The 26,112-nt window shown below is 66.9% G+C and carries 23 protein-coding genes and 2 pseudogenes; 7 read left to right on the top strand and 18 right to left on the bottom strand.

Features of this window, described 5'->3' with window-relative positions; all coding sequences use genetic code 11:
- From ACFDS3_RS07525 to ACFDS3_RS07505, 5 genes and pseudogenes are all read right to left on the bottom strand, one after another.
- Nucleotides 1-1,396, bottom strand: a pseudogene (locus tag ACFDS3_RS07525) (bifunctional enoyl-CoA hydratase/phosphate acetyltransferase).
- Between the two features lie 17 nt (nt 1,397-1,413).
- Complete coding sequence (locus tag ACFDS3_RS07520; protein ID WP_375261736.1) at nt 1,414-2,244, bottom strand: SDR family oxidoreductase; 831 nt, start codon at nt 2,242-2,244, stop codon at nt 1,414-1,416.
- Nucleotides 2,245-2,349: 105 nt separating this feature from the next.
- Nucleotides 2,350-3,535 (bottom strand): annotated as a pseudogene (locus tag ACFDS3_RS07515) (IS3 family transposase).
- Between the two features lie 26 nt (nt 3,536-3,561).
- Complete coding sequence (locus ACFDS3_RS07510; RefSeq protein WP_375261735.1) at nt 3,562-3,816, bottom strand: hypothetical protein; 255 nt, start codon at nt 3,814-3,816, stop codon at nt 3,562-3,564.
- A gap of 1,369 nt (nt 3,817-5,185) precedes the next feature.
- On the bottom strand, nt 5,186-6,277 hold the full coding sequence (locus ACFDS3_RS07505; protein ID WP_375261734.1) for a class I SAM-dependent RNA methyltransferase: 1,092 nt from the start codon (nt 6,275-6,277) through the stop codon (nt 5,186-5,188).
- Nucleotides 6,278-6,361: 84 nt separating this feature from the next.
- On the opposite strand from ACFDS3_RS07505, the gene ACFDS3_RS07500 reads away from it, so the two are divergent.
- The 5 genes from ACFDS3_RS07500 (at nt 6,362) to ACFDS3_RS07480 (ending at nt 11,996) form a co-directional block, all read left to right on the top strand.
- Complete coding sequence (locus ACFDS3_RS07500; protein ID WP_375261733.1) at nt 6,362-7,777, top strand: alkaline phosphatase D family protein; 1,416 nt, start codon at nt 6,362-6,364, stop codon at nt 7,775-7,777.
- An 86-nt stretch (nt 7,778-7,863) separates the two neighbouring features.
- On the top strand, nt 7,864-8,391 hold the full coding sequence (locus ACFDS3_RS07495) for a 2Fe-2S iron-sulfur cluster-binding protein (protein WP_375261732.1): 528 nt from the start codon (nt 7,864-7,866) through the stop codon (nt 8,389-8,391).
- Entirely contained in the window at nt 8,388-9,359 is a 972-nt protein-coding gene (locus tag ACFDS3_RS07490) for an FAD binding domain-containing protein (RefSeq protein ID WP_375261731.1), read from the top strand. Before ACFDS3_RS07495 ends, ACFDS3_RS07490 begins: the two co-directional genes overlap by 4 nt.
- Entirely contained in the window at nt 9,356-11,530 is a 2,175-nt protein-coding gene (locus ACFDS3_RS07485; RefSeq protein ID WP_375261730.1) for a xanthine dehydrogenase family protein molybdopterin-binding subunit, read from the top strand. The genes ACFDS3_RS07490 and ACFDS3_RS07485 overlap by 4 nt, the downstream gene beginning before the upstream one ends.
- Before the next feature lie 52 nt (nt 11,531-11,582).
- Nucleotides 11,583-11,996 carry a VOC family protein gene (locus tag ACFDS3_RS07480; RefSeq protein ID WP_375261729.1) on the top strand — a complete coding sequence of 138 codons (414 nt, stop codon included), beginning with the start codon at nt 11,583-11,585 and terminating at the stop codon, nt 11,994-11,996.
- Here ACFDS3_RS07480 and ACFDS3_RS07475 read toward each other — a convergent pair.
- The 8 genes from ACFDS3_RS07475 to rsfS all read right to left on the bottom strand — a co-directional run bounded on the left by ACFDS3_RS07475 (nt 11,986) and on the right by rsfS (nt 20,865).
- Nucleotides 11,986-14,985 carry an error-prone DNA polymerase gene (locus tag ACFDS3_RS07475; protein ID WP_375261728.1) on the bottom strand — a complete coding sequence of 1,000 codons (3,000 nt, stop codon included), beginning with the start codon at nt 14,983-14,985 and terminating at the stop codon, nt 11,986-11,988. The two genes, ACFDS3_RS07480 and ACFDS3_RS07475, sit on opposite strands and share 11 nt — an antisense overlap.
- A 42-nt stretch (nt 14,986-15,027) precedes the next feature.
- Nucleotides 15,028-15,498 carry a hypothetical protein gene (locus tag ACFDS3_RS07470; RefSeq protein WP_375261727.1) on the bottom strand — a complete coding sequence of 157 codons (471 nt, stop codon included), beginning with the start codon at nt 15,496-15,498 and terminating at the stop codon, nt 15,028-15,030.
- The gene (locus ACFDS3_RS07465) at nt 15,498-15,980 is read right to left on the bottom strand and encodes an RNA pyrophosphohydrolase (RefSeq protein ID WP_375261726.1); all 483 of its coding nucleotides are present in this window, start codon (nt 15,978-15,980) and stop codon (nt 15,498-15,500) included. Before ACFDS3_RS07465 ends, ACFDS3_RS07470 begins: the two co-directional genes overlap by 1 nt.
- Nucleotides 15,977-17,320 (bottom strand): S41 family peptidase, encoded by a 1,344-nt coding sequence (locus ACFDS3_RS07460; RefSeq protein WP_375261725.1) that lies wholly within the window; start codon nt 17,318-17,320, stop codon nt 15,977-15,979. The genes ACFDS3_RS07465 and ACFDS3_RS07460 overlap by 4 nt, the downstream gene beginning before the upstream one ends.
- A 7-nt stretch (nt 17,321-17,327) precedes the next feature.
- Nucleotides 17,328-18,443 carry a murein hydrolase activator EnvC family protein gene (locus ACFDS3_RS07455; protein WP_375261724.1) on the bottom strand — a complete coding sequence of 372 codons (1,116 nt, stop codon included), beginning with the start codon at nt 18,441-18,443 and terminating at the stop codon, nt 17,328-17,330.
- Nucleotides 18,440-19,963: a 2,3-bisphosphoglycerate-independent phosphoglycerate mutase gene (gene gpmI, locus ACFDS3_RS07450; protein WP_375261723.1), complete on the bottom strand. Its 1,524-nt coding sequence runs from the start codon at nt 19,961-19,963 to the stop codon at nt 18,440-18,442. The genes ACFDS3_RS07455 and gpmI overlap by 4 nt, the downstream gene beginning before the upstream one ends.
- Before the next feature lie 61 nt (nt 19,964-20,024).
- A complete protein-coding gene (gene rlmH, locus ACFDS3_RS07445; protein ID WP_375261722.1) occupies nt 20,025-20,495 on the bottom strand; it encodes a 23S rRNA (pseudouridine(1915)-N(3))-methyltransferase RlmH in 471 nt (156 codons plus the stop codon).
- A gap of 1 nt (nt 20,496) precedes the next feature.
- A complete protein-coding gene (gene rsfS / locus ACFDS3_RS07440; protein WP_375261721.1) occupies nt 20,497-20,865 on the bottom strand; it encodes a ribosome silencing factor in 369 nt (122 codons plus the stop codon).
- A gap of 243 nt (nt 20,866-21,108) precedes the next feature.
- On the opposite strand from rsfS, the gene ACFDS3_RS07435 reads away from it, so the two are divergent.
- Entirely contained in the window at nt 21,109-22,068 is a 960-nt protein-coding gene (locus tag ACFDS3_RS07435; RefSeq protein WP_375261720.1) for a YihY/virulence factor BrkB family protein, read from the top strand.
- Here ACFDS3_RS07435 and ACFDS3_RS07430 read toward each other — a convergent pair whose 3' ends face one another.
- From ACFDS3_RS07430 to ACFDS3_RS07420, 3 genes are all read right to left on the bottom strand, one after another.
- Nucleotides 22,069-22,800 carry a Crp/Fnr family transcriptional regulator gene (locus ACFDS3_RS07430; protein WP_375261719.1) on the bottom strand — a complete coding sequence of 244 codons (732 nt, stop codon included), beginning with the start codon at nt 22,798-22,800 and terminating at the stop codon, nt 22,069-22,071.
- Between the two features lie 162 nt (nt 22,801-22,962).
- Nucleotides 22,963-23,322 carry a hypothetical protein gene (locus tag ACFDS3_RS07425; protein ID WP_375261718.1) on the bottom strand — a complete coding sequence of 120 codons (360 nt, stop codon included), beginning with the start codon at nt 23,320-23,322 and terminating at the stop codon, nt 22,963-22,965.
- Nucleotides 23,323-23,325: 3 nt separating this feature from the next.
- Nucleotides 23,326-23,619: a YqjD family protein gene (locus ACFDS3_RS07420; RefSeq protein ID WP_375261717.1), complete on the bottom strand. Its 294-nt coding sequence runs from the start codon at nt 23,617-23,619 to the stop codon at nt 23,326-23,328.
- Between the two features lie 204 nt (nt 23,620-23,823).
- On the opposite strand from ACFDS3_RS07420, the gene ACFDS3_RS07415 reads away from it, so the two are divergent.
- Nucleotides 23,824-24,429, top strand: a complete 606-nt coding sequence (locus ACFDS3_RS07415; protein ID WP_375261716.1) for a hypothetical protein — start codon at nt 23,824-23,826, stop codon at nt 24,427-24,429.
- Between the two features lie 3 nt (nt 24,430-24,432).
- Here ACFDS3_RS07415 and ACFDS3_RS07410 read toward each other — a convergent pair whose 3' ends face one another.
- Together ACFDS3_RS07410 and ACFDS3_RS07405 are read right to left on the bottom strand one after the other, a co-directional pair.
- A complete protein-coding gene (locus ACFDS3_RS07410) occupies nt 24,433-25,152 on the bottom strand; it encodes a gamma-glutamyl-gamma-aminobutyrate hydrolase family protein (protein WP_375261715.1) in 720 nt (239 codons plus the stop codon).
- Entirely contained in the window at nt 25,149-26,105 is a 957-nt protein-coding gene (locus tag ACFDS3_RS07405; RefSeq protein ID WP_375261714.1) for an amidoligase family protein, read from the bottom strand. Before ACFDS3_RS07405 ends, ACFDS3_RS07410 begins: the two co-directional genes overlap by 4 nt.
- Between the last annotated feature and the right edge of the window lie 7 nt (nt 26,106-26,112).

Raw genomic sequence — 26,112 nt, 5'->3', positions numbered from 1 at the left:
TCATTTCAGCGCCACGTTCGCCGACGACCGCAGGTACAGCAGCGCCAACGCGCAAGAGGCAACGCGAGACAAGGTGCCGTCCGCCCGGCTGGTGAGGATCACCGGCACCCGCGCACCAAGAACGAGTCCGGCGGCGTCCGCTCCCGCGAGATAGACCAGTTGCTTGGCGATCATGTTGCCAGCCTCCAGATCGGGCGCGATCAGGATGTCCGCATCGCCGGCAACCTCCGATACAATCCCCTTCGCGGTGGCGGCGGTTTTCGAAACGGCATTGTCGAAGGCCAATGGCCCATCCAGAACGCCCCCCCGTGATCTGACCGCGATCTGCCATCTTGCACAGGGCGGCTGCGTCCAGCGTCGAAGGCATCGACCGGTTCACGGTCTCGACCGCCGAAAGAAGCGCTACCTTCGGCTCTGGCACCCCAAGCGCGCGGGCCAGATCGATCGCGTTCTGGACGATGTCGCGCTTGGCCTCCAGAGCGGGCGCGATGTTGATCGCGGCATCGCTGATGAGCAGCGGCTTGGGGTAATTCGGGACATCCATCGCGAAGATGTGGCTCATCCGCCGCTCGGTCCTGAGACCGCCATCGCGGTCGACGACGGCGCCCATCACCTCGTCCGTGTGCAGGCTACCTTTCATCAAGGCCTGCACCTTGCCCTCGCGCGCCAGCCGTACGGCAACGGCGGCAGCGGCATGGCTGTGAGGCGCATCGACAGTTTCGATGCCGTCGATCTTCAGGCCGGCTTCCTGCGCGGCGGCCCTGATCTTGGCCGCCGGACCGACAAGGACCGGCACGATCAGCCCGTGCGAGGCAGCCTCCACCGCGCCGCCCAGGGCAATCGGGTCGCAGGGATGGATGACGGCCGTGCGCACCGGCTCCAGATCCTGTGTGGCGGCGATCAACTCTGCAAAGCGGGCGCCGCGCACGTGCAGATGAACCTCTGGCAAGACGGCACGGGGGCGCCGCACCTTCTTGGTCGGCGCGATCACCTCGGCACGCCCGTCGATCACGGTCTTGCCGTCCTGATTGACGCAGAGGCAATCGAGAGACACGCGGTTCCTCGGCTTCTTCTCGGCGACCGTCACCCGGATCTTCACGACATCTCCAAGCCCGACAGGCGCCGAGAAATGCAGCGACTGGTCCAGATAGATCGTCCCCGGACCCGGCAGCTCCGTTCCCAGCACCGCCGAGATCAGGGCGCCACCCCACATCCCGTGGGCAATGACGTGGTGGAACATGTCCGACCGCGCGTAGTCCGGGTCGATATGGGCCGGATTGACGTCACCCGACATCACCGCGAACAACTCGATGTCTCGTGAACTCAGGGTGCGGGTCAGCTCCGCTGTGTCGCCGACAGTCAACTCGTCGAAGGTGCGGTTCTCGATATACTGCATGTGATGCTCCGGACGGATCAGGCGTTCGCGTGGAAACCGGTATCGACGTAGGTGTCTGCCGTGACGCGCGTTGCGCCTTCACGGACGAGCCAGACCGCCACCGCGAGGCGCGCAAGCCGGATCAGCGAGTGTAGCAAGATGTTCATGGCGCGCGCGACAAAGGCGATCGAATGCGCGACGAAGTCGAGCTTGGCCCACCTCGCAGCACCGGTATCGAAGACAGTCCCGACCTGCCCCGCGATCTCGACATCCAGCGCAAGGATGCGACGAACGCCAGGACCTTCAGCGACCGGTTCCCCAAGCGGGCTGGCCCGGCCCGACGGATACGTCACGGCGAGTTCGGCATCGGCCTCTACAACGGCCTGCGCGCTGCCAGTAGCGATCCAGGCTTCTTTGGCGCTTCCGACGACGAAATGCGGTTTGCCGCCGGATCCGTTCAAGGCTGCTGGCGCCATTTTAGCTTCCATCACGTAGGTGCCGGGCGCATCGCAAAGGGCCGTTATGCTCTTTGCCCCCAAGGGTGGCGGCGCGACCGGTGCGCCCGACCGCTCAAAAAGCCAGTCTGCAAGCGCCGGCCACCAGGACCCTTCGATTTCTGACACCTGCGCAGCCCACGTATCGGGGTCGATGGACCGCTCACCTTCCTTGCCGGTCGCCAGGCGGTAGTGCCGATGCGGATGTCCGGGCTCGCTGACGATACCGGTGTTGTGGCCGCTGCTGGTCAAGACGAAACTCACGTCGATATCGGCAAAGATGTGAAACTTGTAGACCGATCCCTCGGTGCAGCATGGTCCTGCTCGGTTCCCACTGCAAGAACTGGACCCACAGCCTGAGCGCCGCGCCGTCACAATAGACTAACTCCGTCTGGCACTTAGGAGTCCGAGATCACAATCCCTCAACGAAGGTGAATCGACGCGTGCGGCGAGCAATGCTGGTGACCTGCCACTGAACTTTCATCCAGCCGCGACCGGAGCCCGGTTTCTGTTTACGCCGGTTGGCGCAGGTTGAGCAATCGCCCGACGCGCGGAGCTTTCATCTCGCGCAGCGGGGCGGGCGATCGCGGTGGCTAGGGTCTGCGCGTAGTCGGCTGGGGCCTGGTAATCCAAGGCTGAATGCGGGCGCTCGGTGTTGTAGTCTGTGGCCCAGGCGGTGATCAGAATCCGCGGATGGGCCAGGTTGCGGAACATGGTCTCGTTGAGCAGCTCGTCGCGCATGCGACCGTTGAAGCTTTCGACGAAACCGTTCTGCATGGGCTTTCCCGGTGCGATGTAGTGCCATTAGATCCGGTGCTCAGAGCACCATCGCAGGATCGCATCACGGGTCAGTTCCGTGCCGTTGTCGCTGACAATCATGCCGGGCCTTCCGCGGCGCTCGATCAGGGCCGTCAGCTCCCGTGCAACGCGCCGCCCAGATATTGAGGTATCCGGGATCGCAGCGAGACATTCACGGGTGACATCGTCGACCAGATTGAGAAGTCGGAAGCGCTGACCGTTGGCGAACTGGTCGTGGACGAAATCCAATGACCAGCGCGCGTTCGCCCGCGCCTCGACCAGGATCGGGGCCCGCGTCCCGACAGCCTTGCGCCGTGCCTTACGTTTGCGCACCGTCAGCCCTTCCTCGCGGTAGAGCCGATAGATTCGGTTGATCTCCGAAGGCTCGCCCTCGCGGCGCAGCAGAACGAACAGGCGCCGGTAAACCGCCGGCGCTCGTTGGGCAGCTCCCGCAACCGCCCCGTAATGCCGTATCCGGCGCGCGTTGAGATCGATAGCGGATCATCGTTCGATCCGCGCCGACGATGTGACAGGCCCGCCGTTCCGACAGGCCAAGCTCGGCCCGGAGATACGTAACGGCTTCACGCTTCACGGCGGACTCTACCACTTTTTTTAGCACGAGATCCTTCATCGCAGCCAGATCCGACATCTGCTCGGCCAGAAGCTTCTTCAGCTTGGCATTCTCATCCTCGAGCGCCTTCAGACGCTTGGCCTCAGACACGGTCATGCCGCCGAACTTGGCCTTCCAGTTGTAGAAGGTGCCTTCCGACATGCCGTGCTTGCGGCACAGATCGGCGCACTTCGCGCCTGCCTCATGCTCTGCCAGGATGCCGATGATCTGTTCGTCCGTGAATCTCGTTCGCTTCATTGTCCGCCCTCATCTTGAGCCGGACTCTAATCGACGGTGGAGGAAAAATCCCGTGGCAGGTCATCGGCCAGATTGCGGGAGGAAAGCGGCTCGCCCTTGCGGAGTTCGCGCAAGAGGAACTGGCGCAGCCCGTTTCGGGCGAAGATCACAAGCCGGTACTGGCGCGGCTGACGGGCCTCTAGGTCGCCCTCATAGCCGAGGGTGTCCAGGGTGCGGTCCAGCGCCTCCAGGTCATTGTGTAGCTCGCCCTGTCGCTCTCTGAGGGCCAGCATCTCCCCCATGAGTTCGTCGCGCTTGCGGAGTATGCATGTATGGCTTGGTCTGGCATGCCCCTATCGTAGGGGATCAGGCGGGTTCATACTTGGTGCGCTTGCCACCTAACGCCGCACATGTCCGAGGTGAAGAGCATGGTGGACCGGCTGGCCAGGGCCTCGTTCCTGCAGCACCTGACCGGCTGCGTGTTCGCTTCAAGTCGCCAAGCGCTGAAAACGCGCGCTTCCAATGCCACCGGGGTCGCTCATCTGCCTTTCCCCGAGCGTCCCGGGACACGCTTCCTCCGGAAAACACGACCCGTCGTCTCTGGCTTGAACCGCGAAAAGAACACCACCCCAACTACGACATTATTCGCAACCTCGCCTACATAGGAAGATCATCGAAGCGACGCAAAAGTCCTCGCCCGCGATTGCGCCACATCCGAGCCATCCTGTCAGAACAGGCGGAGCCGGGGGCCGGACAATCCCGGATCAACGGATTCGCTGTCACCGTTCTGCCCACCGGCCCGCGGCCAGACGAGGACAGCCTCGACAATCACATCCTCGCTTTCGTCCAGCTGGCTCTCGAGAGGCCTTAGACCGCGCCCGATGTGGTGCTTGCAAGCATTCCCACCTGTCGGCGGACCTTGCCGAGGTCGTCGCGCAGCGTCGTCCTGTCGTGCGAGATCATCCTCCGCGTTAGCCGGATTCAGAAGGCTGTGTTCCGCGCCATGCAATCGCCTCAAGGCGAGGCAGTCATGCGACACCCTCCTCAGGCCCTCCGCCCCCTGCCTCGGGCGCGTAAGCGCGTGTTCCTGAGGATCTGGTTGAGATCAAGCACCGAGCCACGCCCTTCTGCATTGGCCATACGTTGCGAGTTGAAGATCAACAGCCCGGCCGTGCTGATCGAAGTCTCGCCACGAATACTGGCCGCTCCCCCGCGGATCTCGCCGATCGCGGTGCCCGCCATAGACCCGCTTGCGGATCTCCGGGCCGGGCTCCCAAACTCAGCGATGTTTCGTGGTCGCGTATGCACCACGCCCCGCTCCGCCAGCAGGTCCCGAACATCGACTACGGAAGCGGGCAGTGGCAGCACCACCGCACCGACAGCAGGGTCACATCCTTCAGGTGACGGTACCGTAGAGCGGATTGGACGCGGCATGGCGGTCTTCCCTGCTCACCTCACAACCTCCGACGACAGACGAGCCAACGCAGCGGACTCGATCGGAACGGTCGCGGAGGACGATCATCGTCGAACGGCGGGCCCGGCTTCCGCCACGAGCTGAACACGGTTCGCGGCGGCCTCGGCCTGAGATGGCCCGCACGTCACCGGCCACTCGGCTGGGGTGGCAACGCAGCGCGCGCTGTCCTCGACTCGCATCGAAGGCCGCTCAGGCCGTCACAGTCGGGCCGTGTAGAGCCGCACCTTCAGCCCGCCATGGGCGATCGGGGCGCTTTCGCCTAGCGACAATCCTGTGGCACGCGCAAGTCCGGCGTCCGAGGTGACGATCCCCACGCGCCAGCCGGCGAAATGCTCGGACAGGCGCTGCCCCAGCGTGCCATAAAGCGCAAACAGCGGCTTCCGGTTGCCGATCCGCGCGCCATAGGGCGGGTTGCAGATAACGAGGCCCGGCGGTCCCTCGGGCGGGGTCAGGTCGCTGACCGCCCGCTGGGTGAACTCCACCGCCTCGGCCAGACCGGCGCGGGCGGCGTTCCCAGACGCACCCCGCACCGCGCCGGCGTCCCGGTCGAACCCGTGGAACTGCGTCGGCGCGGTGCCGCCCGTCCGGCGCAGCGCCGCCACCGCCTGCGGATCGACGCTCGCCAGTTGCTCGAACGCGAAGCTGCGATCCCGGCCGGACTGCTGGCCCGCCGCCCATCCCGCCGCCTCGAGCACGAACGTCCCGGAGCCGCACATCGGATCGACCACCGGCATCCGCCCGTCGAAGCCCGCCATGCGCAACAGCAGCGCCACCATCGTCTCGCGCATGGGGGCCTTGCCGACCCATTCCTTGTGACCGCGCTTGTGCAGCCCCTCGCCGCTCGTATCGACCGAGACCTGCACGTTGTTGTCTTCGATCCGCACCTTCAGCGCGACGGGCGCATCGTCGGCAACCGGCGCGCCAAGCTCTTCGGTGATCGCGCGGGCGATTCGCTCGGTCGCGGCGCCGCCGTGGTAGATCTTGGACTTGCGCGTCGTGGACTCGATCCGCACGGGCACGTCGGGGCGCAGCACATCGGCCCACGGCACCTTGCGCGCCCGCTTGTCGAGCTGCGCGAGGTGGAACGCCCGGAAATTCGCGATCCGCGCCAGCACCCGCCCCGCGCCACGGCATTCGAGGTTCAGGCGCCAGACATCCGGCCACCCACCCTCCACGCTGACGCCACCCGGCGTCACCTCGGCCACGTAGCCCAGCGCGCGGACCTCTTCGGCCAGCGCCGGCTCCAGCCCCGGCGGGGCGACGAGAAAGATGTCCATGGGCTCCGTCATGGCGGGGTCATACAAGGCCGACAGGGGAACGGCGAGGCGAAACCGCCGTTGCATCCGCGCGCGCCCACCGCCAGCTTGGATCACATGACACAGACAGCTCCCCCGACCGGCCCCATGCTCTTCCTCCGCGCCGCCGGCGACTGGGGGGTGCGCGTCGCCGTCACCGCCATCCGCCCCGAAGGCGCCCCCGCCCCCGTCTTCGCAACCGACACCCCGCTCGAGGCCGAGGCGATCGCCACCTGCGCGGGCGCCACGCTCTGGCGGGCCGAGATGACGCTGCCGCCGGACGGCGCGAGCTACACCTGCGACGGCACCGAATACCGCGTGTCGACGAACGTGACTGGCGATGTCACCCTCGCCTTCGTGTCCTGCAACGGGCAGGAGCATGGCGACCTTGACCGCCCGCCTGCCGATCGCAACGCGCTTTGGACGCACCTCGCCCGGCGGATCGAGGACGAGCAGGTGCAGGTCCTTCTGCACGGCGGCGACCAGCTCTACGCCGACGAGGTCACGCAGGCGCACCCGCTGTCGCGCAACTGGCCCAACGACGTGCCCGCCCACCTGACGGGCGAGGAATGGCGCGACCTGAAGGACACGCTCAGCGCCGAATTCTTCCGGCGCTACGCCACCCAATGGGCGCAGGAAGGGTATACCGACGCGGTCGCGCGTGCCCCGTCGCTGTGCGTCTGGGACGACCATGACATCTGCGACGGCTGGGGGTCACTGCGCCGCAAGGCCCAGACGAGCGACGTGGCCAAGGTGCTCTACGCCGCCGCGCGCGAGGCCTACCTGCTGTTCCAGTTCGGCTGCCGCCCCGACGAGCGCCCCGAGATCTGCATCGGCCGCGGCCGAGCGATGGCATGGCGCGTGGACCTGCCCGGCGTCACGCTGATGGCCCCCGACCTGCGCGCCACCCGCTCGAAATCCCACGTGATGAGCGACGTGGCCTGGGCCGACTTCGCGCCCGCCCTGCGCGACACCCAGGCGCAGACCTTCTTGATCTCGTCCGTGCCCGCCCTCGGCCCGCGCATGTCGCTGGTCGAGCGCGCAATGAAGCTGACCCGCCACATGGAGGATTACGAGGACGACCTGCGCGACCAGTGGCAAAGCTACGCCCACCGCCCCGAGTGGCGCCGCTTCCTCACCGCGCTGATGGAGGTGCAGGACACCCCCGGCCACGCCCTGACCGTCCTGTCGGGCGAGATCCACCTCGCCATGCGCGGCACGATGCGCACGAAGACCGGCCACCTGCACCAGCTGACCGCCTCGGGCATCTCGCATCCCGCGCCGCCCGACGGGCTGGCCACCGCGCTGTCGCTGCTCGCCCGGCTGGGCGAGGCTCCGGTCAAGGGCCACCCGATCCGCCTCCACCCCCTGCCCGGCAAGACCCGCCCCTACACGTCCCAGCGCAACTACCTTGTCCTCCGCCGCCGCGACGACCGCTGGACCGCCGCGTGGCAGCTTGAGGAATCGGGGGAAACCGCACCGCTCCCCCTGTAATCTGACTATTTTTCACAGGTTTTATTCCGCGGAACCGACCTTCGGTGCCGCTCCTTACCCCGGCAGACCGACCAACGGGGGCCTTCATGGAAATCACGCTCAACGTAAATGGTGAGAGCCATCGGCTCGACATCGACCCGCGCACGACGCTCCTGGACGCGCTGCGCAACCACCTGGACCTGACCGGGTCCAAGAAGGGCTGCGACCACGGCCAGTGCGGGGCCTGCACGATGCTGGTGAACGGTCGCCGCATCAATGGCTGCCTGACGCTCGCCGTCATGCACGCGGATGACGAGATCACCACGATCGAAGGCGTCGGCCAGCCCGGCGCCCTGTCGCCGCTTCAGAAGGCCTTCGTGAAGCATGACGGCTACCAGTGCGGCTACTGCACGCCCGGTCAGATCATGTCCGCGAAGGGCATGATCGACGAGTTCAACATGGGCTGGCCGTCCAACGTCACCGACGACCTGACCGCCGTGCCCGATTTCAGCCAGACCGAGATCAAGGAACGCATGTCCGGCAACCTCTGCCGCTGCTCGGCCTATCCCGGCATCTGCGCGGCCATCGTCGAGGCCGCCCCCGATGAAGGCACGAGCAAGGAGGCCGCAGAATGAAGCCGTTCGACTACGTCCGCGCCACGTCGCACACCGATGCCCACGATTCCGCCGCGCGCATCATCGCGGGCGGCACCAACCTTCTCGACCTGATGAAGCACGAGATCGAGACGCCGACCAAACTTCTCGACGTCACGCGCCTCGACATGACCGAGATCGAGGACGCCGAGAATTCCGTCCGCATCGGCGCGCTGGTAACAAATGCCGAACTCGCCGCCGACCCGATCATCCGGCAGAGATACGCCGTCCTCAGCCGCGCCCTTCTTGCAGGGGCGACGGGGCAGCTCAGGAACAAGGCCAGCACCGGCGGCAACCTGATGCAGCGCACCCGCTGCCCGTATTTCTATGACACGACCCAGCCCTGCAACAAGCGCGAGCCCGGCTCGGGCTGCATGGCGATGGAGGGGCGCAACCGCATCCTCGCCGTCCTCGGCACCTCCGAGCACTGTATCGCCACGCATCCGTCGGACATGGCCGTCGCCATGCGTGCGCTCGACGCCCGGATCGAGATCGAGAAGCCCGGCGGCGCTGTCCAGATCCTGACGCTGGACGAGTTCTACAAGCTGCCCGGCGACACCCCGCACGAGGAAACCGCGCTGGAACCCGGCGACCTGATCGTCGCGGTCCACCTGCCCGACGCGCCCAAGGGCAAGCACGCCTACCGCAAGGTGCGCGACCGGTCGTCCTACGCCTTCGCGCTGGTCTCCTGCGGGGCCGTGGTGCACACCGAAGGCGGCAAGATCATCGACGCCGCGCTGGCCTTCGGCGGCCTTGCGCCCAAGCCGTGGCGCAACACCGACATGGAAAACCTGCTGATCGGCGAGGCGCCCTCCGAAGCCCTCTTCGACAAGGCCGCCGACATCCTTCTGGAAGGCGCACAGGGCCACGGCGACAACGACTTCAAGATCCCCCTGACCCGGCGCGTCGTGAAGGCCGTCCTGGGCGAACTGACGGGAGTGACCCAATGACCGAGCATCTGAAAATGGACAAGGTCCAGCCCCGCCTGCTGGACGAGACCGGACAGGGCGCGATCACCAAGCCCACCCCTCGCCCCGAAGGGCCGCAGAAGGTCGCCGGCACGGCCAAGTATGCCGGTGAATACAAGGCCGAGAACATGGCGCAGGGCTATCTCGTCCGCGCCGGCATCACCAAGGGCACGTTCACCGTCGACGAGAACTCGATCAAGGACATGCCCGGCTTCCTCGGTCTCTACACGGACCACATGATTCGCAATTCGGCCCAGGGCACGGCGAACACGAACCCGGTGCAGCCCGGCCACCAGGTCCAGTATCTCGGCCAGCCCATCGCCGTCGTCGTCGCCGAAACGTTCGAACAGGCGCGCCACATCGCGCACGCGGTCAAGGTCGACTACCAGCCAGACGACGACACGGCGCCCGACTTCGCCACCGCAACCGAGTTCGAGCTGAAGGAAAAGAAGTCCTTCAGCCAAGGCGATCTCGAACAGGCGATGTCCGAAGCCGCCTTCGCCGTGGATTCAACCTTCACGACCGCCCCGCACAACTCGGCCGCGATGGAGCCTCACGCCGCGCTGGCCAGCTGGGAGGGCGACAAGGTCACCGTCCGCGGCTCTCTTCAGATGCTGAAGTTCAACCAGAACGAGCTGGCGGATTCGTTGGGCATCCCGCCTGAGAACGTGCGCCTGCTGTCGCCTTACGTCGGCGGCGGCTTCGGCTCGAAGCTGGGCATCGACGCGGCCTGCGTCTCGGCGGCGGTGGCATCGCGCCACCTTGGCCGCCCCGTGCGGGTCGAGATGCACCGCAACAACGTGTTCGAGGCGATCGTCCTGCGCACCCCCTCGCGCCAGCGCGTGCGCCTTGCCGCCGACAGCGACGGCAACCTGCTGGGCGTCGGGCACGAGAACTGGCAGTCGACCCTGCCTGACGAGGTGTTCTCCGAGCCGATCGATACCGCCACGCATTTCCTCTATGGCGGTGACAGCCGGACCTATGCCACGCATGTCGCCCGGCTGAACCGGCCCGCCAGCGGCTCGGTCCGCGCACCGGGCGAGGCGATCGGAATGCTCGCGCTGGAAAACGCGATGGACGAGCTGGCCGAGGCGACGGGCATCGACCCGATCGACCTGCGCATCCGCAACATCCCCGCCGTGCATCCCGAAAGCGGCTTCCAGTATTCCTCGCGTTCGCTGGCGGAATGCCTGACCGAGGGCGCCAAGCGCTTCGGCTGGTCCGACCGCAAGGCCCCGAAGGCGCGTCGAGAGGGCGAGTGGTTTGTCGGCATGGGCGTCGCCTCGGCCGCGCGAACCAACATCCTGATGGAATCGAAGGCCCGCGTCACGCTGAACCCCGACGGCACGGCGCTGGTCCAGACCGACATGACCGACATCGGCACCGGCACCTATTCGATCCTCGCCATGATCGCCGCCGAGATGCTGGGCATGCCCACCGAAAATGTCACCGTCGCGCTTGGCGACACCGACTTCCCCCACGCCTCGGGCTCGGGCGGCTCGTGGGGCGCGGCGTCATCGGGCTCGGCGGTGTTCCTCGGCGCCAAGGCGATCCGTCAGAAACTGGCCGAGCGGCTGGGCTGCAGCATCGAGGAACTGCGCCTGCAGGACGGCGTCGCCACGGGCGGCAACGTCCGGCGCCCGATCTCGGAACTGCTCGACGGCCCGATCGCCGAAGAGGGCCATATCGAGCCGGGCAAGCAGGAGGTTGCGCAGGCCAGCTTCGGCGCCCATTTCGCCGAGGTCGCGGTCAGCGCCGTCACTGGCGAGGTACGCGTCCGCCGGATGCTCTCGACCGTGGCCGCCGGCCGCATCCTGAACGAGCAGACCGCACAGAGCCAGGTCTGGGGCGGCCAGATCTGGGGCGTCGGCACCGCGCTGACCGAAGAGATCCAGCACGATCCGCGCACCGGCCATGTCGTGAACAACGACCTCGCCGAGTACCATGTGCCGGTGAATCTCGACCTGGGCGACCAGGACGTGCTCTTCATCGAGGAACGCGACGACTACGCCAACCCGATCCAGGCCAAGGGCATCGGCGAGCTTGGCATCTCGGGCGCAGGGGCCGCGATTACCAACGCGATCTACAATGCCTGCGGCGTCCGCATCCGCGACTACCCCGCGACGCCCGACAGGATCTTCCCGCATCTCTGACACCGACCGCCCCCGGCCCGCCGCCGGGGGCGTCTTCGCACAGGGGAAAGCCATGACCACGCCCCCCACCTCCGGCCTTCTCGAGGCGGCGCTCTATGCCGACGACCTCGACGCGGCCGAACGCTTCTACGGCGACACGCTCGGCCTACCCGTGGTGCTGAAGATGGAGGGCCGCCACGTCTTCTTCCGCACCGGCCAGACCATCCTTCTGATCTTCGACCCCAACGCCGCCGAGACTCCCGGCGACAGCCCCCTCGCCGCCCCGCCCCACGGTGCGCACGGGCCGGGCCACGCCTGCCTCGCCTCGGACGACCTGCCCGCGTGGGAAAAGCACCTGACCGACTACGGCATCCCTGTCGAGCACCGGATCACCTGGCCGAACGGCGCCCGGTCGATCTACTTCCGCGACCCCGCCGGCAATTCGCTGGAAATAGCCGAGCCGAAGCTCTGGGACGCTACTCCCTGACCGTCACGCATTTCCCGCCCGACTCTTCCATGCTCCACGCATCGGACCGGACGAGGCCGCGCGCGTCGCCAAACCGCCGCCCCGGCAGCACGTCGCCCTGCGGCATCGTTCCCATGCCCGGCGTCAGGCGCGCGCGCAGGAAGGACATCGGGTGCGCCCGCAGGGTCAGGCGCGTGGCGACGTAATCCTCGACCACCTCTTCGCCTTCGGTCATCTGCGGCAGGTAGGCGGCGGGCTCGACGATGCCCTCGCCGTCGATATCGCCCGAGAACAGCGGCAGCGGCTTCGGCCCGCCCACCGCCTTCGCCGCCCACAACGCATCGCGCCGCGACAGGCCCATCGAGGCGAAGGCATCCGCCTCGGCCAGGATACGCAGCCCCCGCGGCCCCACCCCGGCCCGGCGCCACAGATCCTCAACCGCCTGATAGCCGTTGCCGCGCGCGGCGGGGATCCAGCGCCCTTCGTCCTCGCGCAGCGCCTTGATCTGCCGGAACCCCAGCCGCAGCGCCAGCCCGCCGCGGCCATCGGGTTCCAGCGCGTTGTCCCAGTAGCTGCGGTTGACGCAGATCGGGCGCACCTCGACCCCGTGCTCGCGCGCATCCCGCACGATCTGCGCCGGCGCGTAGAACCCCATCGGCTGCGCGTTCAGCAGTGCGCAGGCAAAGACGCCGGGATAGTGGCACTTGATCCACGCGCTCGCATAGACCAGCAGCGCGAAGCTTGCCGCGTGGCTTTCGGGGAAGCCGTAACTGCCGAACCCCTCGATCTGGCTGAAACACCGTTCCGCAAACTCGTCGTCATAGCCGTTCTCGCGCATGCCGCGCAGGAAACGTGTGCGGAACTCGCTGACATTGCCCAGCTTCTTGAACGTGGCAAGCGCGCGGCGCAGGCGGTCGGCCTCGTCGGGCGAGAACCCCGCGCCGACGATGGCGATCTGCATCGCCTGCTCCTGGAACAGCGGCACCCCCAAGGTCTTGGCCAGCACCTTGCCCAGCGCGTCCGAGGGGAAGGTCACGGCCTCCTTCCCCTCGCGGCGGCGCAGGTAGGGGTGCAGCATGTCGCCCTGGATCGGGCCAGGACGGATGATCGCGACCTCGATCACGAGGTCATAGAAGGTTCTGGGTTTCATCCGCGGCAGGAAATTCATCTGCGCCCGGCTTTCCACCTGGAACACCCCGAGCGAGTCCGCCTCGGACAGCATCCGGTAGGTCTTGGTGTCCTCGGCCGGCAGGTTGGCCAGCGTGTAATCCAGCCGGTGGTGCTGCCGCAGCAGGGTGAACGCCTTGCGCAGGCAGGTCAGCATCCCCAGCGCCAGGATATCCACCTTCAGTATCCCCAGGCTGTCGATGTCGTCCTTGTCCCAGCAGATGACGGTCCGCCCCTCCATCGTTGCGTTCTCGATCGGGACCAGCTCGTCCAGGCGCCCTTCGGTGATGACGAAACCGCCGACATGCTGGCTGAGATGCCGGGGAAAGCCGATGATCTGCTGGATCAGGTCCATGGTCATAGCCAGCCGCCGGTCCCGCAGATCCAGTCCGATCTCGGCCATGCGTGACGTCTCAAGCCCGTCGGCCCCGAAGAACCCCCAGACCTGGGACGAGATCGCGGCCACCGTATCCTCGCTCAGGCCCATCACCTTGCCCACCTCGCGCACCGCCCGCTTGCCGCGATAGTGGATCACGGTGGCGCAGAGCCCTGCCCGGTGGCGGCCGTAGCGTTCGTAGATGTGCTGGATCACCTCCTCGCGGCGCTCGTGCTCGAAATCGACGTCGATATCGGGAGGTTCGTTGCGGGCCTCGCTGACGAAGCGCTCGAACACCATCGTCCCGATCTCGGGCGAGACGCTGGTGACGCCAAGGCAATAGCATACGACCGAGTTCGCGGCCGACCCCCGCCCCTGGCATAGAATGTCGCGCGACCGGGCAAAGGCCACGATGTCGTTCACCGTCAGGAAATAGGGCGCATAGCCCAGCTTGCCGATCAGCGTCAGCTCGTGCTTCAGCAGGTTCTGCACATGCTCGGACGCGCCGTGGGGATAGCGCGCGGCCAGCCCCTCGTGCGCCAGCCGGGAGAGGCGCTGGTCGGCGGTTTCGCTCGCCGTCGCCTCACTGGGGTATTCGTAGCTGAGCTCGCCCAGGTCGAAGGTGCAGCGTTCGGCGATCGCGGCGGCGGTGTCGATGGCATACGGGAATCCTACGAAGATCCTACAAAGTTCATACGGACTTCTCATACGCTGCTCGGCATTGGGAAGCGCCGCCCGCCCGAGGGTGTCGACCCGCCGCCCCAGCCGGATCGCGGTCAGCACGTCGGCCAGCCGCCGTCGGCTGCCGTGGTGCATCAAGGGTCGCGCCGTGGCGGCCAGCGGGATGTCGAGCCGCTCCGCGATCGCCGCCAACCTGTTGAAACGCCTGGCATCCTGCCCGTCATAGCGGGGGCTGAGCGCAAGGCTGCACTGGCCCGGGAACGCCGTGACGAGGTGCGCAGCCTGCCCCTGCCAATCCTCGGGCCCGCCCGGATGGATCAGCAGCTCCGCCCCCTCACCCCAGTCCAGCAGATCCTGCAATGAAATCAGGCACTTCCCCTTCGCCTCCCGCAGCCGGCCCATCGTCAGAAGCCGGCAGAGCCGCCCCCATGCGGCGCGGTCGCGGGGCAGGAATGTGATCTCGAGTCCCTGATCCGTGACGATCCGCGCCGCGGCAAGAACGCGCGGAACGGTCGTGATATCAAGGCTTTGCGGCTTGGGGATATGGTCGGGCCGGGGCGGCCCGACGAGGTCCTGCGCCGCGCGCCATTCGACCTGGCGCCGCAACTCCTTCGCCCGCGTCCAAGCCCGGACGATCCCCGCGACCGAATTCTCGTCCGCGATGGCAAGCGCGCCGATCCCCTGCAGACCCGCCCGATCCACGTATTCCTCAGGATGCGAGGCCCCCGTCAGGAAGGTGAAGTTCGACGTGATCGAAAGTTCCGCGATGAGGGGCTGAGTCGTCATGCCTCATCATGTTCTACTTTCGTTCCAATGTGGAGTCCGCGGTCAGCCCTCGGGGCAGTCCTGGTCCACGACGCAATTGCGCACCGTTTCCAGCTGCGCCTCGGTGGGCTCGGGGAAAACCCAGCCCGGGCAGGCGTTCACGTCCAGCACCAGCTCGCCCCCGACCTCGCGGAAGAACGCCAGCGCCTCCGTATCGGCCGGAACCGATCCGCACGAGGGGCCGATGCACTCGACCTGGAGGACGACCTCGCTCGAGACTTCGGTCGTAAACCCCTCGCGGGTCAGCGCGTGGCCGTCGAACACCGCCGGGATCGAAGTCTCGGTCGGCTCGATCGAGGTGCCGTCGGCCGGAAGCTCGACTTCGTCATAGAAAAAGCTGCCCACGGCGATGCGAAAGGTCTCTTCGGCACTCACCGCCTCGACCGTCGAGCGCGCGACCGATGGTGCCAGGCATGACAGCGCAAGGGCCGGCTGCGCCGCCACGAGGGACAGAAGGGCAAGACGGATCATCATCACAGCCGGTCCTCGAATTCCTGGAACACGCGTTGATAGACCCCACGCTTGAACGGCACGATCTGGTCCAGCAATTCCTCGGGCGGCATCCAGTTCCAGGCGCTGAACTCGGGGTGAGGCGTGTCGATGTCGATATCCTCGTCCCGGCCCTTGAACCGGCAGAGCAGCCATTTCTGCGCCTGTCCCCGGTATTTGCCCTTCCAGATCCGGCCCAAAAGCTCGTCCGGCAGGTCATAGCGCACCCACTCGGCAGTCTCGGCCTCGACCTCGACCAGGTCGCGACTGACGCCGGTTTCCTCTTCCAACTCGCGCAGGGCGGCCTCGCGAGGGTCTTCACCCTCGTCGATACCGCCCTGGGGCATCTGCCAGGCACCCTGATCGTGGTCGATCCGGCGCCCGGCAAAGACGTGGCCGTCGGCATTCACCAGCACGACCCCCGCGCAGGGACGGTAGGGAAGATCCTCGCGCGTCGTCCGGCTCACTGTTCCGACCTCAGCGCGAGGAAGCCCTTGAGGATGTCGATCGCGTAGGCGAGCTGGTAGTCCTCTTCACGCAGGCGCGCCGCCTCTTCGGCGGCTTCCTGTTCCTGGCGGATGGTCTCCTGCTCGTCATCGCTGAGCGAGTCGTTCGTCAGCGCGCCGCGCAGGTCGGCCTCGGACCTCGAGAAGCGGGCGGCGGGGGTTTCCTCGTCCTCTTCCTCGACCTCGGACTCTGCGATGGGCTGCTGAACGACGATGTCCGGCGACACGCCGAGCGCCTGGATCGAACGGCCCGACGGCGTGTAGTAGCGCGCCGTGGTCAAGCGCATCGCGCCTTCGCTCCGCAGCGGCATCACCGTCTGGACCGAACCCTTGCCGAAGGACTTGGTGCCGACGACGATGGCGCGGCGGTGATCCTGCAGCGCACCGGCCACGATCTCGGACGCCGAGGCCGAGCCGCCGTTGATCAGCACCACGATCGGCTTGCCCTCGGCCAGGTCGCCCTCGGTCGCGTTCACCCGGTCGCTGTCCGCGTTCTCGCGCCCGCGGGTCGAAACGATCTCGCCCTCGTTCAGGAACGCATCGCTGACCTTGATCGCCTGGGTCAGAAGGCCGCCGGGATTGTTGCGCAGGTCGATCACGAAGCCGTTGATCTGGTCCATGCCACCGGCTTCTTCGACCAGTTCGTTCAGGGTCTCTTCCAGCTTGGGATAGGTCTGGTCGCTGAAGGTGATGATCCGCAGGACCGCCGTGTCGCCCTCGAGCCGACCGCGCACGGCCGTCAGTTCGATGGTGTCGCGGATGATCGAGACGTCGAACGGCTCCTCGCGGCCCTCGCGAACCACGGTGATCATGATCTCGGACCCGACCGGCCCGCGCATCAGTTCGACCGCCTCGTCCAGCGTCAGGCCGAGCACCGACTCGCCATCCACATGAGTGATGAAGTCGCCGGCCTCCATGCCCGCCTCGAAGGCCGGAGTGCCGTCCATCGGCGAGACGACCTTGACGAAGCCTTCCTCCTGCGTGACCTCGATCCCAAGGCCACCGAACTCGCCGCGGGTCTGCGTGCGCATCCGCTCGGCATCATCGGGCGATAGATAGGACGAGTGCGGGTCAAGCGAGGTCAGCATCCCGTCGATGGCGGCCTCGATCAGCTCCTTCTCCGAGACTTCCTCGACATATTGGGCGCGGATGCGTTCGAATATGTCGCCGAACAGGTCGAGCTGCTCGTAGACGCTTTCGTTGGCGGCGTTCTCCTGCGCGATCAGGGGACCGGCAACCTGCGTGGTCAGGATCAACCCCGCCACCGTGCCGCCAAGTGCGGCCATCGCGAATTTTCTCATCTCTGCCTCATCCTTGATCGAGCGCGAACCACTTCGCCGGGTCTTCCGGCTCGCCGTTGCGCCGCACCTCAACATACAATCTCTGGGTCGAGACCGCGCCCTCCTCGGGGCGGAACCCGGCCATCCCGGCCCCGTCGCTGCCGCCCATGATCCCAACTGGAGCACCGGCTGGAAGAACTTCTCCTGCTGCACCATAGACCTCGGCCAGACCGGCGAACACCACCAGATACCCGGCCTCTGGCTCCAGAATCATCACATTCCTGTAGTCCAGAAGCGGCCCGCGGTAGCGGATCGTCGCTGGCCACGGCGTCGTCACGAGCGCCCCGGGCTGCGTGGCGAGCACCCAGCCCGGGCGCCGGATGCCCGCGGCGTCGGCCTCGTCGAACCGACGCAGCACGTTACCCTGAACCGGCAGAGACAGCTGTCCGACAGCGCTTTCGAAGGGGGGAAGCCCGGCGCTGACCGCATCCTCGGGCAGCGCGGCAAGGCTGTCGGCGAAATCCGTCAGCGTTCGGGCGTTGTTGGCCAGCCGCTGCATCGTCGCAGGATCTTCGGTAATCCGGCGCGGCAGATCGGCCCGTGCCTCGATCGCATCCGCGAGGCGGGTGCGGGCGTCCTGCCACTGCTCGAGCCCCTGCTCGAGATCGCCCAGCGCCGTGTCCTGCAACGCGCGAAGGGTGGAAATTTCGCGCAGGTCGTCCTTCAGGGCCTCGACCTCGCCCAACATTGCAGGGGTCACGTCGCTCATCAGCATGCCCGCGCGCGCGGTCGCCGCGGGGCCGGCGGGATGAAGCAGCAGCGTCGCCTCGGGCGCCTGCCCCATCGCGGTCAGCGCGTTCAGCACCGCGCCCACCCGGGTACTTTCATCGTCGAGCCTGCGCGTGATCTCGGCCTCACGCAGGCGGGCGGCGCGCAGGCTGTCGCGCATGGCTGACAGGCCGCTCTCGTAGGCGCGGATCACGCGGGTCAGTGCGTCGATCCGGCCGTATCCTTCGCCGCCCTCTGTCAGCTCAGCCCCCGCCGCCTCGAGCTGCCGCGCCGCGTCACGCGCCAGCGCCTCGGCCGTCGGCTGGGCTGCCGCGGGCAAGGCGAGCAGGGCAAGAAGGGCGGCGATGCGGATCATCGGCGGATAAGGCTCTTTCCCGTCATTTCCTCGGGCTGCTCCAGCTCCATCAGCTCAAGCAGGGTCGGGGCAAGGTCCGCGAGCCGTCCGTCTGCAAGCCCCGCGCCCTCGGGTCCGCCCACCAGGATGCAGGGCACGAGGTTCAAGGTATGCGAGGTATGCGGACCGCCCGTCTCAGGATCCACCATCGTCTCGCAATTGCCGTGGTCGGCGGTGACGATCATCGCGCCGCCCTGCTTTCCCAGCGCCTCGAGCACACGTCCAAGGCCGCGGTCCACCGCCTCGCAGGCAGCCACGGCGGCGTCGACGTCGCCGGTATGGCCCACCATGTCCGGGTTGGCGTAGTTGCACACGATCAGGTCATAGTCGGCCTCGATCGCCTCGACGAAGCGGTCGGTTACCTCGTCCGCGCTCATTTCGGGCTGCAGATCGTAGGTCGCGACCTTGGGCGACTTGGGCATGATCCGGTCCTCGCCCTCTTCGGGGGTTTCCTTGCCGCCGTTGAGGAAGAAGGTGACGTGAGGGTACTTCTCGGTTTCGGCCACGCGGAACTGGCGCTTTCCGTGCCTGGCGACCCATTCGCCCAGCGTGTTTACCAGTTTACGCTTGGAAAACACGGTCGAGAACCACTCGGTATGGTCGTCGCTGTATTCCACCATCCCCAGCCGTGCCACGAGGTTCGGCCGAGCTGAGACGTCGAACTCCGCGAAATCGGGCTGGCCCATGGCGCGCAGGATCTCGCGCGCGCGGTCGGCGCGGAAGTTGAGGCAGAAGACGCCGTCGCCGTCCCGCATCCCGCGATACTCGCCGATCACGGTGGCCGGGATGAATTCGTCGGTCTTGTCGTTGTCGTAGGATTGCCGGACCGCCGCCTGCGGGTCCGGTGCCTTGGCCTCGCCCTTGCCTTCGACCATGACGCGGTAAGCGGTTTCGACCCGCTCCCACCGATTGTCGCGGTCCATTGCGTAATAGCGGCCCGTGACTGTCACGATCTCGACCCCATCGGGCAGCTTGGCGATGAGGTCCGCGAGGAATCCTTCGGCCGACCGCGGGGAGACGTCGCGACCGTCGGTGATGGCGTGAATCACGACGCGCACGCCGGTGTCGGCAACGGTTTGGGCTGCGGCAGCGATGTGGTTCAGGTGGCCGTGCACGCCCCCGTCCGACACGACGCCCATCAGGTGGGCCGTGCCGCCGCTTTCCTTCAGCTTGTCGATCAAGGTCAGAAGCGAGGGATTCTCGAAGAACGAGCCATCCTCGATCGCCAGGTCGATCTGGCCCAAGTCCATCGCCACGACGCGGCCTGCGCCGATATTCGTGTGGCCGACCTCGGAATTGCCCATCTGCCCCTTCGGCAGGCCCACGTCAGGGCCGAAGGTTGTCAGTTGCGAGGACGGCCCGTGTGTGCGGATGCGGTCGAAATTCGGCGTGTTCGCCAGCGCCGGGGCGTTCGCCTCGCGCTCGGGTCGGTCGCCCCAGCCATCGAGGATGCACAGGACGACAGGTTTCGGCGGGGTCATGGGACGCTCCCTTCGCAGCTTCGCCCCTTAGTTAGCGGGCGTGCCGCCGGACGGAAACCTCTCAGGCGCGATGATAGGGACTCCCAGCCAGGATCGACGCCGCGCGGTAGAGCTGTTCGGCCAGCATCACGCGGGCCAGCATGTGGGGCCAGACCATTTTGCCGAAGCGGATCGAGGCGTCGGCGCGGGTACGCAGGGACGGATCCAGCCCGTCCGCACCGCCGATCAGAAAGCAGATCTCGGGCCGCCCCTCGTCGCGCCAGGCGGCCAGGCGGTCGGCGAACTCGGGCGACGTCATCTCGCGCCCGCGCTCGTCGAGCGTCACGATCAGGGCGCCATCGGGCACGGATTTCAGAAGGGCCTCGGCCTCGGGAACCGGCCCCGAGACCTTGCGCGTCTCGACCTCGGCCTCTTCGAGAGGGCCGAGGAACAGGGCCCGCCCCGTTCGGTCGAACCGGGCGGTGTAATCGTCGATCAGCGTGCGCTCGGGGCCGGACCGCAGCCGGCCCACGGCGCAGATGCGAAGCTTCACCTTACGAGCGGGCCGCGGCCTGCTCGGGAGAGAGCCACATCTTTTCGAGCTGGTAGAACTCGCGCACCTCGGGGCGGAAGACGTGGACGATCACGTCGCCCGCATCGATCAGCACCCAATCGCCGCCATCCTTGCCCTCGACCTTGGACTGGACACCGTGGTCCTGCTTCAGGCGTTCGGTCAGCTTGTCGCTGATCGACACGACTTGGCGGGTCGAGCGGCCAGTGGCCACTACCATGTAATCGGCCATTTCGGATTTCCCGCGGAGATCGATCTGCACGACATCCTGGGCCTGGTCATCATCAAGGGAACCGAGAATCTCGGCCAGCAGATCTTCGCTGGTCGGCTTCAGCTTGGCCGCGGCACTCATGCCAGACAGCCGGTTTGCGGTATCAGAATGCACCGCGATCTCTGCAAGAGACAGGACATCGTCCTCCTTCGCACTTACGCCGCCAAGCCCCGGCGCCGGGCATGACGAAAGACTAACCACTCAAGAGCGCATGTCCAACAGTTCCGCGGCAGCATGACGCACCCGACTGTTGCGACGCCGCGACAGTCCAGACGTTGACCCTCTATCAAGATGCCGCGGGGAGCGCATCATCTATATCGTGCCATGATGGAAACTCACGTCGAGAAACCCCTGAGGACGAGGACGGCCGCACTTGGGCCGGGGCTGGGCTGGCGCGACTGGGCCGGCGCGGTGCGCGCGGTGTTCATGGGCCTCAACGACAGCAACCTCGGCCTGATCTCGGCCGGGGTCGCCTTCTTCGCGATGCTCGCGATCTTTCCCACCCTCGCCGCGATCATCGCGATCTGGGGCTTCGTCGCCGACCCCGACACGGTCTACGATCAGCTCGCCACGATGCGCGGGCTGATGCCCGGCGACGCCTACGCGATCCTCGACGAACAGATCACGTCGCTCATCACGGCCAACACGTCGACGCTGGGGTGGACCACGGCCATCTCCCTCGCCGCGGCCGTTTGGTCGTCACGTGCGGGGGTGGCGGCGCTGATCCGGGGGCTGAACGCGATCTACCACGAGAAGAACCGCGTGGGCCTGCGCCAGCTCGCCGCCGCGTTCGGAGTGACCTTCCTGCTGATTGGCACCGCCCTTGTTGCGCTGCTGTCCGTGGTGGTCCTGCCGATTGTCCTGTCGATCCTGCCGCTCGGGCCTTTGACGACCCTGCTGGTGGCGAGCGTGCGCTGGGTCGTGGCGCTGGCGGTCGTGATCGTCGGGATCGGCGTCGTCTATCGCTACGGCCCGAATCGGCGCCATGCGCGGGTGCAGTGGCTCACCCCGGGCGCGCTCGTCGCGGTCGTCATCTGGGGGTCGATCTCGTACGGGTTCAGCTACTACCTGTCGAATTTCGGCCGCTACAACGAGGTCTATGGCGCATTGGGCGCCGTGATCGCGCTGCTGATGTGGCTCTACCTCAGCGCCTTTTCGGTCCTTCTGGGCGCATCGCTGAACGCCGAGCTCGAACGGCGGACCCGCCAGGACACCACCGTCGGAGAGGACCGCGCCATGGGCGAACGCGAGGCCGCCGCGGCAGACAGCTTTGTCGGCGAGTGATCACATCAAGGGACGCTCCCTCAGCAGCGGGCCCCGCCCGACCATGGCGAGCTTGCGCAACCCTTCGATGTCGTGGATCGTCAGCTGACGGTCGATCCAGGCGGCAAGCTGCCGCTCCCGCAGCTTGGCCAGGGTCTTGTTCGTGTGAACGAGGGACAGGCCCAGCGTGTCGGCCAGATCCTGCTGGCGATACGGGAAAAACAGCGTGTTGCCCTCGGTCATCCCGAGCAGGCGCGCGCGCTCGAAGATCTGCACGAGGCCCCAGGCGATCCGCTCGATCGCCGAACGCTGACCGACGCTGGCGAGCGCCTCTCCCAGGAAACGCTCTTCGGTGGCCGCGATCCAGGTGACGTCGTAGGCGCGCGAGGGCTGGATGGAAAAAAGCGAGAAGAAGTCGGCCCGCTGGAAAACGCACAGGCGCATCCGGGTCGTCGCCTCGACGCTGTGGCCCATCTCTTTCCCGACGCCAGCCTGCAGCCCCAGGAAATCGCCGGGCATCACGAAGTTCAGAACCTGCCGGCGCCCATCCTCGAGCGCCTTGAATCGCAGGCCCATCCCGTCAAGCACGGTGAACAGACGCGGCGATCCCTGCCCCTCGACGAGGATAGGCTCCCCGGGCTCGACCTCGATCTCACCCGATTTGAAGTCCCGCATGAACTCGAGCTCATTCGGCGACATGTCCTGAAAAAGCGAATTGGCCCGAAGCGGGCAGTTCACGCAGTCGATCCCCATCGGTCTTTCCTTTCGGCGGATCGCTGCGAGCGACCACATGCGCAACGAGCGCAAAGGGCCGGAAGAATCAACCCCTTGGGTCAGCTAATCATGACCAGCGTTAAGCAAACGGGAAAGCGGGGTAGGGAAAGGGCGCGTGCGACGCCCCTTCCACGGCCGGGGTCAGCGCCTGCGCAACGCGCGGCCAGCGGCAATCCCCATGATGACCGCGTTGATCACCGTGGCCGCGTTGAACGGCTGGCCATATGCCGGTCCGGGCGCGGGCGCAGCGGCCGGTTGGGTGACCACCCGCGGCGGGTAACGCGACATGGCACGAGCGACGGTCCCGAACAGGATGAACAGGAGGCCCATGATCACCAGGGCGCCCAGTAGGCCGACCGCATATTCCAGCACGACGAAGATGGCGATGCCGAAGAAGATCAGCCCGACAAGGATCAAGAGCCCGCCGACAGCGTTCCAGGCCGCGCGACGCGCGTTAGCCCTCAGCGAGAATTTCAGCGCTGCGATCTGTGATCCGAACATCGATCAGCGGCGGCTGAAGAGGCCGATCAACAGACCGACGCCAGCAGCGATGCCAAGCGCCTGCGCCGGGTTCTGCCGGACGTAGACCTCGACTTCTTCGATCCGGCCCTGGGCTTCATGGCGCAGCTCTTCCGCGCGCCGTTGCGCCTCGGTGCGGTACTGGTTGCCCTTGGCCTTGCCGTAGTCGCCCAGCGTCTCGGTCAGGCGGGCGATGTCCGCCTTCAGCGCATCGACCTGGCGGGACAGATCCTCGGTCGTGGGGTTCCGGGTTGTCGGGTCCATGTCTTCGGAGGTCACGGGTCGCACCATGTTGCAGCCTTTCGGTCGAGAGTTGTTCCTGAGTTCAATGCGGGCCCGCCGGACTTTGTTCCAAGCATGCGCGTGAAATCAATCGCGCCCGGCGCAGGTCCGGCGACGATGGGAAGCAAACCCCGGGGCGGCCGTCATGTTCCGCCGGAACCAGCGAGGCTTGCGGCGCTTTGGCCCGGCAAGGAGGACCAGATGACCGAACGACTGACACGCCTTCTCGACCTCGACGCCGTGAGTGGGGACGACCGCTTCCCGATCCGCGCGCTGTTTCACGACGAGACGTCCCGGCGCCTCAAGGCCGCTGCCGTGGATATCGGCGGATGGCTGGATCGGCGCGAGGTGCTCGTCTCGATTGACCGCTTCGGCCCCCCGGACGACGGCAGCTGGCCGCTGTCCCTCGGGCGGGACGAGCTGCAGGATGCCCCCGAATGGGAGCATGCCGACAGCGCGGCCTTGGGAATGCCGCCGCTGATCATCGGGCCCTTCGGCTACACGTTTTCGCCCCTGTTGATGGCTGCCGGAATGAACGCTTCGGCCGAGCGAAGCCTGCCCGACGCCCCCGACTCGGGCGAGCGGGCGGTGGTCGAAAGCGAAGACGGCCGGTTCGCCGGCCTCGTCCGCACCGCCGATTGGCTGAACCGCGACGCGTTCGGACCCAAGGGCCACTTGGGCAAAGTGGCGGACCTTCAGCTGGACGACAGCTTGGCGATCACTGCGCTGATCCTCGATGACGACACCATCTTGCCCATGACGCGGCTGCGCAACATGCCCGAGCAGGGCCACTTCGTCTTCGACTGACCCTCAAGGCGTCTGCGGCGCGCCAATGTCGACCTTTGGCAACTGTGCCTCGGCCCGCGCCGAGGCGCGCGCGGCATTGACCAGCGCATGGAAGATCGCGCGCTGCCGGCGGGCATAGAACAGGTGCTCTGGATGCCACTGAACGCCCAGGGCAAAGGGGTCTTCGGTGCGCTCGATGGCCTGTATCATGCCGCCGGTGTCGCGTGCGGCCACGCGCAGCCCCTGTCCCGTGGTCGTCACCGCCTGGCTATGCAGCGCGTTCACTTTCATCGGCTCGGTCCCTGCATGGGCGGCGAGGCGGGTCGCGGGCACGATCTCGATCGTCTTTCTGGGCAGGATCGTCCAGTACCTCTGAGAGGCGGAATAGGTGCCGTAGGCATCCTGATCGAGCCGCCCGCCCAGCGCCACGTTCAGCATCTGCGATCCCCGGCAGATCCCGAGGACCGGTTTCCCCTGCTCCATCGCCTCTTCGACCAGGCGCCGCTCCATCGCGTCGCGCTCGGCGTCGAGGCGGGACGAGGCAATCAGCTTGCCGCCATAGAGGTCGGGCGAGATGTCGTCGCCGCCGCCGATGATGATGCCGTTCACGCCCGACACGTCCGACGGCTTGCCGGCAACCCACCGCACGCCGCGCCCGCCTGCGAGCCACAGGTTGAACGCCACGAGCGGAAAGATTCGCCAGCCCGAGCGGCTGGACGTGGTCACGCCGATGAGCGGTCTCATGGCAGTCTCACCTCGCGTTCCAGCACTTCGCCCGACACTGCATACCAGCGGCCTGGGATAGGCAGCGCCCTGCTGCGATAGGCGTGCCACGCGGTCTTCAGGCGTTCGACCAGGTCTTCGTTCTGCGCGACCTCTTCGACGACGCACCAGCGGTTCCACTCGAGCGCGACGGACCAGGTCGGGTCGTCGAGGCGGCAGTCGGGCAGCCGGTAGTGCCAGGCGGGCCGGCCACTCTTGTGAGACATCTGCGGCACAGCGGCGACCACGGCGGCAGCGTTCAGGTGCTTCAGGATCGGCAGCGCGTCGAGCGCGTGGTTCCGGTCAGGCGCAAGGGACAGGTAGGTGCTCACGAGGCGTTGGATGGTCCAGTTCCCCGACGGGTCGCACAGCCGGTCCACCAGTTCGGACGGATAGGTGTCGACGAAGGGCTGGACCCGCCGCGCCGCGTCGAGGTGCATCTTGTCGCGCATCCAGTCCTCGATTAGCGCGAAGGCAGTCAAGGTAGGCAGAATGTCGTCCACCTGCGTGCCGGGCAGCGCCACGTTCAGGTGCAGCCCAAAGCCCAGGAGCAGCCCCGACTGCGTGCCCGTGCCCCCGGCCAGGCTAAGCGCGCGGCACGCCCGGTCGACCAGCGAGATTTGCTCGGGCGCGACGGGATCGGTCACGAACTCCACCGGGATCACCGCCCGCCCGAGGTCGAGTCCCATGCGCGTGATCTGCCCGGCGACCCTGTCGCGAAGAGCGGTGTCCAGCAGCACGTCGATGTCACCGATGGCGCTGCCTTCGACGCGCCGCTCGTATTCGGCGGTGCGCTTGATCGTGCCGCCCAGCTGGGCGGCAAGGATTGCGGCGACGCGGTCCTCGTCCAGCCCCCCAAGCTCGACCTCCACCCCGACCTTGCGGATTTCGCCGGCGTGGGTCGTGGGGGCAGGGAGGGATTTCAATTCCGGCATGGGCCCC

The sequence above is a fragment of the Palleronia sp. genome, from assembly GCF_042089775.1.
Taxonomy (GTDB): domain Bacteria; phylum Pseudomonadota; class Alphaproteobacteria; order Rhodobacterales; family Rhodobacteraceae; genus Palleronia.
Note: the sequence above shows the minus strand (reverse complement) of the source record. Positions and strands in the feature narration are given on the sequence as shown.

What these genes read in the sequence shown, in the direction of transcription:
- ACFDS3_RS07430 (WP_375261719.1), bottom strand. Translation starts at nt 22,800, where the DNA reads ATGGGGATCGACTGCGTGAACTGCCCGCTTCGGGCCAATTCGCTTTTT.
- ACFDS3_RS07505 (WP_375261734.1), bottom strand. Translation starts at nt 6,277, where the DNA reads ATGACGGAGCCCATGGACATCTTTCTCGTCGCCCCGCCGGGGCTGGAG.
- ACFDS3_RS07470 (WP_375261727.1), bottom strand. Translation starts at nt 15,498, where the DNA reads ATGATGATCCGTCTTGCCCTTCTGTCCCTCGTGGCGGCGCAGCCGGCC.
- ACFDS3_RS07485 (WP_375261730.1), top strand. Translation starts at nt 9,356, where the DNA reads ATGACCGAGCATCTGAAAATGGACAAGGTCCAGCCCCGCCTGCTGGAC.
- ACFDS3_RS07410 (WP_375261715.1), bottom strand. Translation starts at nt 25,152, where the DNA reads ATGAGACCGCTCATCGGCGTGACCACGTCCAGCCGCTCGGGCTGGCGA.
- ACFDS3_RS07455 (WP_375261724.1), bottom strand. Translation starts at nt 18,443, where the DNA reads ATGATCCGCATCGCCGCCCTTCTTGCCCTGCTCGCCTTGCCCGCGGCA.
- ACFDS3_RS07500 (WP_375261733.1), top strand. Translation starts at nt 6,362, where the DNA reads ATGACACAGACAGCTCCCCCGACCGGCCCCATGCTCTTCCTCCGCGCC.
- gpmI (WP_375261723.1), bottom strand. Translation starts at nt 19,963, where the DNA reads ATGACCCCGCCGAAACCTGTCGTCCTGTGCATCCTCGATGGCTGGGGC.
- ACFDS3_RS07425 (WP_375261718.1), bottom strand. Translation starts at nt 23,322, where the DNA reads ATGTTCGGATCACAGATCGCAGCGCTGAAATTCTCGCTGAGGGCTAAC.
- ACFDS3_RS07475 (WP_375261728.1), bottom strand. Translation starts at nt 14,985, where the DNA reads ATGACGACTCAGCCCCTCATCGCGGAACTTTCGATCACGTCGAACTTC.
- ACFDS3_RS07460 (WP_375261725.1), bottom strand. Translation starts at nt 17,320, where the DNA reads ATGAGAAAATTCGCGATGGCCGCACTTGGCGGCACGGTGGCGGGGTTG.
- rsfS (WP_375261721.1), bottom strand. Translation starts at nt 20,865, where the DNA reads ATGAGTGCCGCGGCCAAGCTGAAGCCGACCAGCGAAGATCTGCTGGCC.
- ACFDS3_RS07490 (WP_375261731.1), top strand. Translation starts at nt 8,388, where the DNA reads ATGAAGCCGTTCGACTACGTCCGCGCCACGTCGCACACCGATGCCCAC.
- ACFDS3_RS07405 (WP_375261714.1), bottom strand. Translation starts at nt 26,105, where the DNA reads ATGCCGGAATTGAAATCCCTCCCTGCCCCCACGACCCACGCCGGCGAA.
- ACFDS3_RS07510 (WP_375261735.1), bottom strand. Translation starts at nt 3,816, where the DNA reads ATGGGGGAGATGCTGGCCCTCAGAGAGCGACAGGGCGAGCTACACAAT.
- ACFDS3_RS07415 (WP_375261716.1), top strand. Translation starts at nt 23,824, where the DNA reads ATGACCGAACGACTGACACGCCTTCTCGACCTCGACGCCGTGAGTGGG.
- ACFDS3_RS07495 (WP_375261732.1), top strand. Translation starts at nt 7,864, where the DNA reads ATGGAAATCACGCTCAACGTAAATGGTGAGAGCCATCGGCTCGACATC.
- ACFDS3_RS07435 (WP_375261720.1), top strand. Translation starts at nt 21,109, where the DNA reads ATGATGGAAACTCACGTCGAGAAACCCCTGAGGACGAGGACGGCCGCA.
- ACFDS3_RS07480 (WP_375261729.1), top strand. Translation starts at nt 11,583, where the DNA reads ATGACCACGCCCCCCACCTCCGGCCTTCTCGAGGCGGCGCTCTATGCC.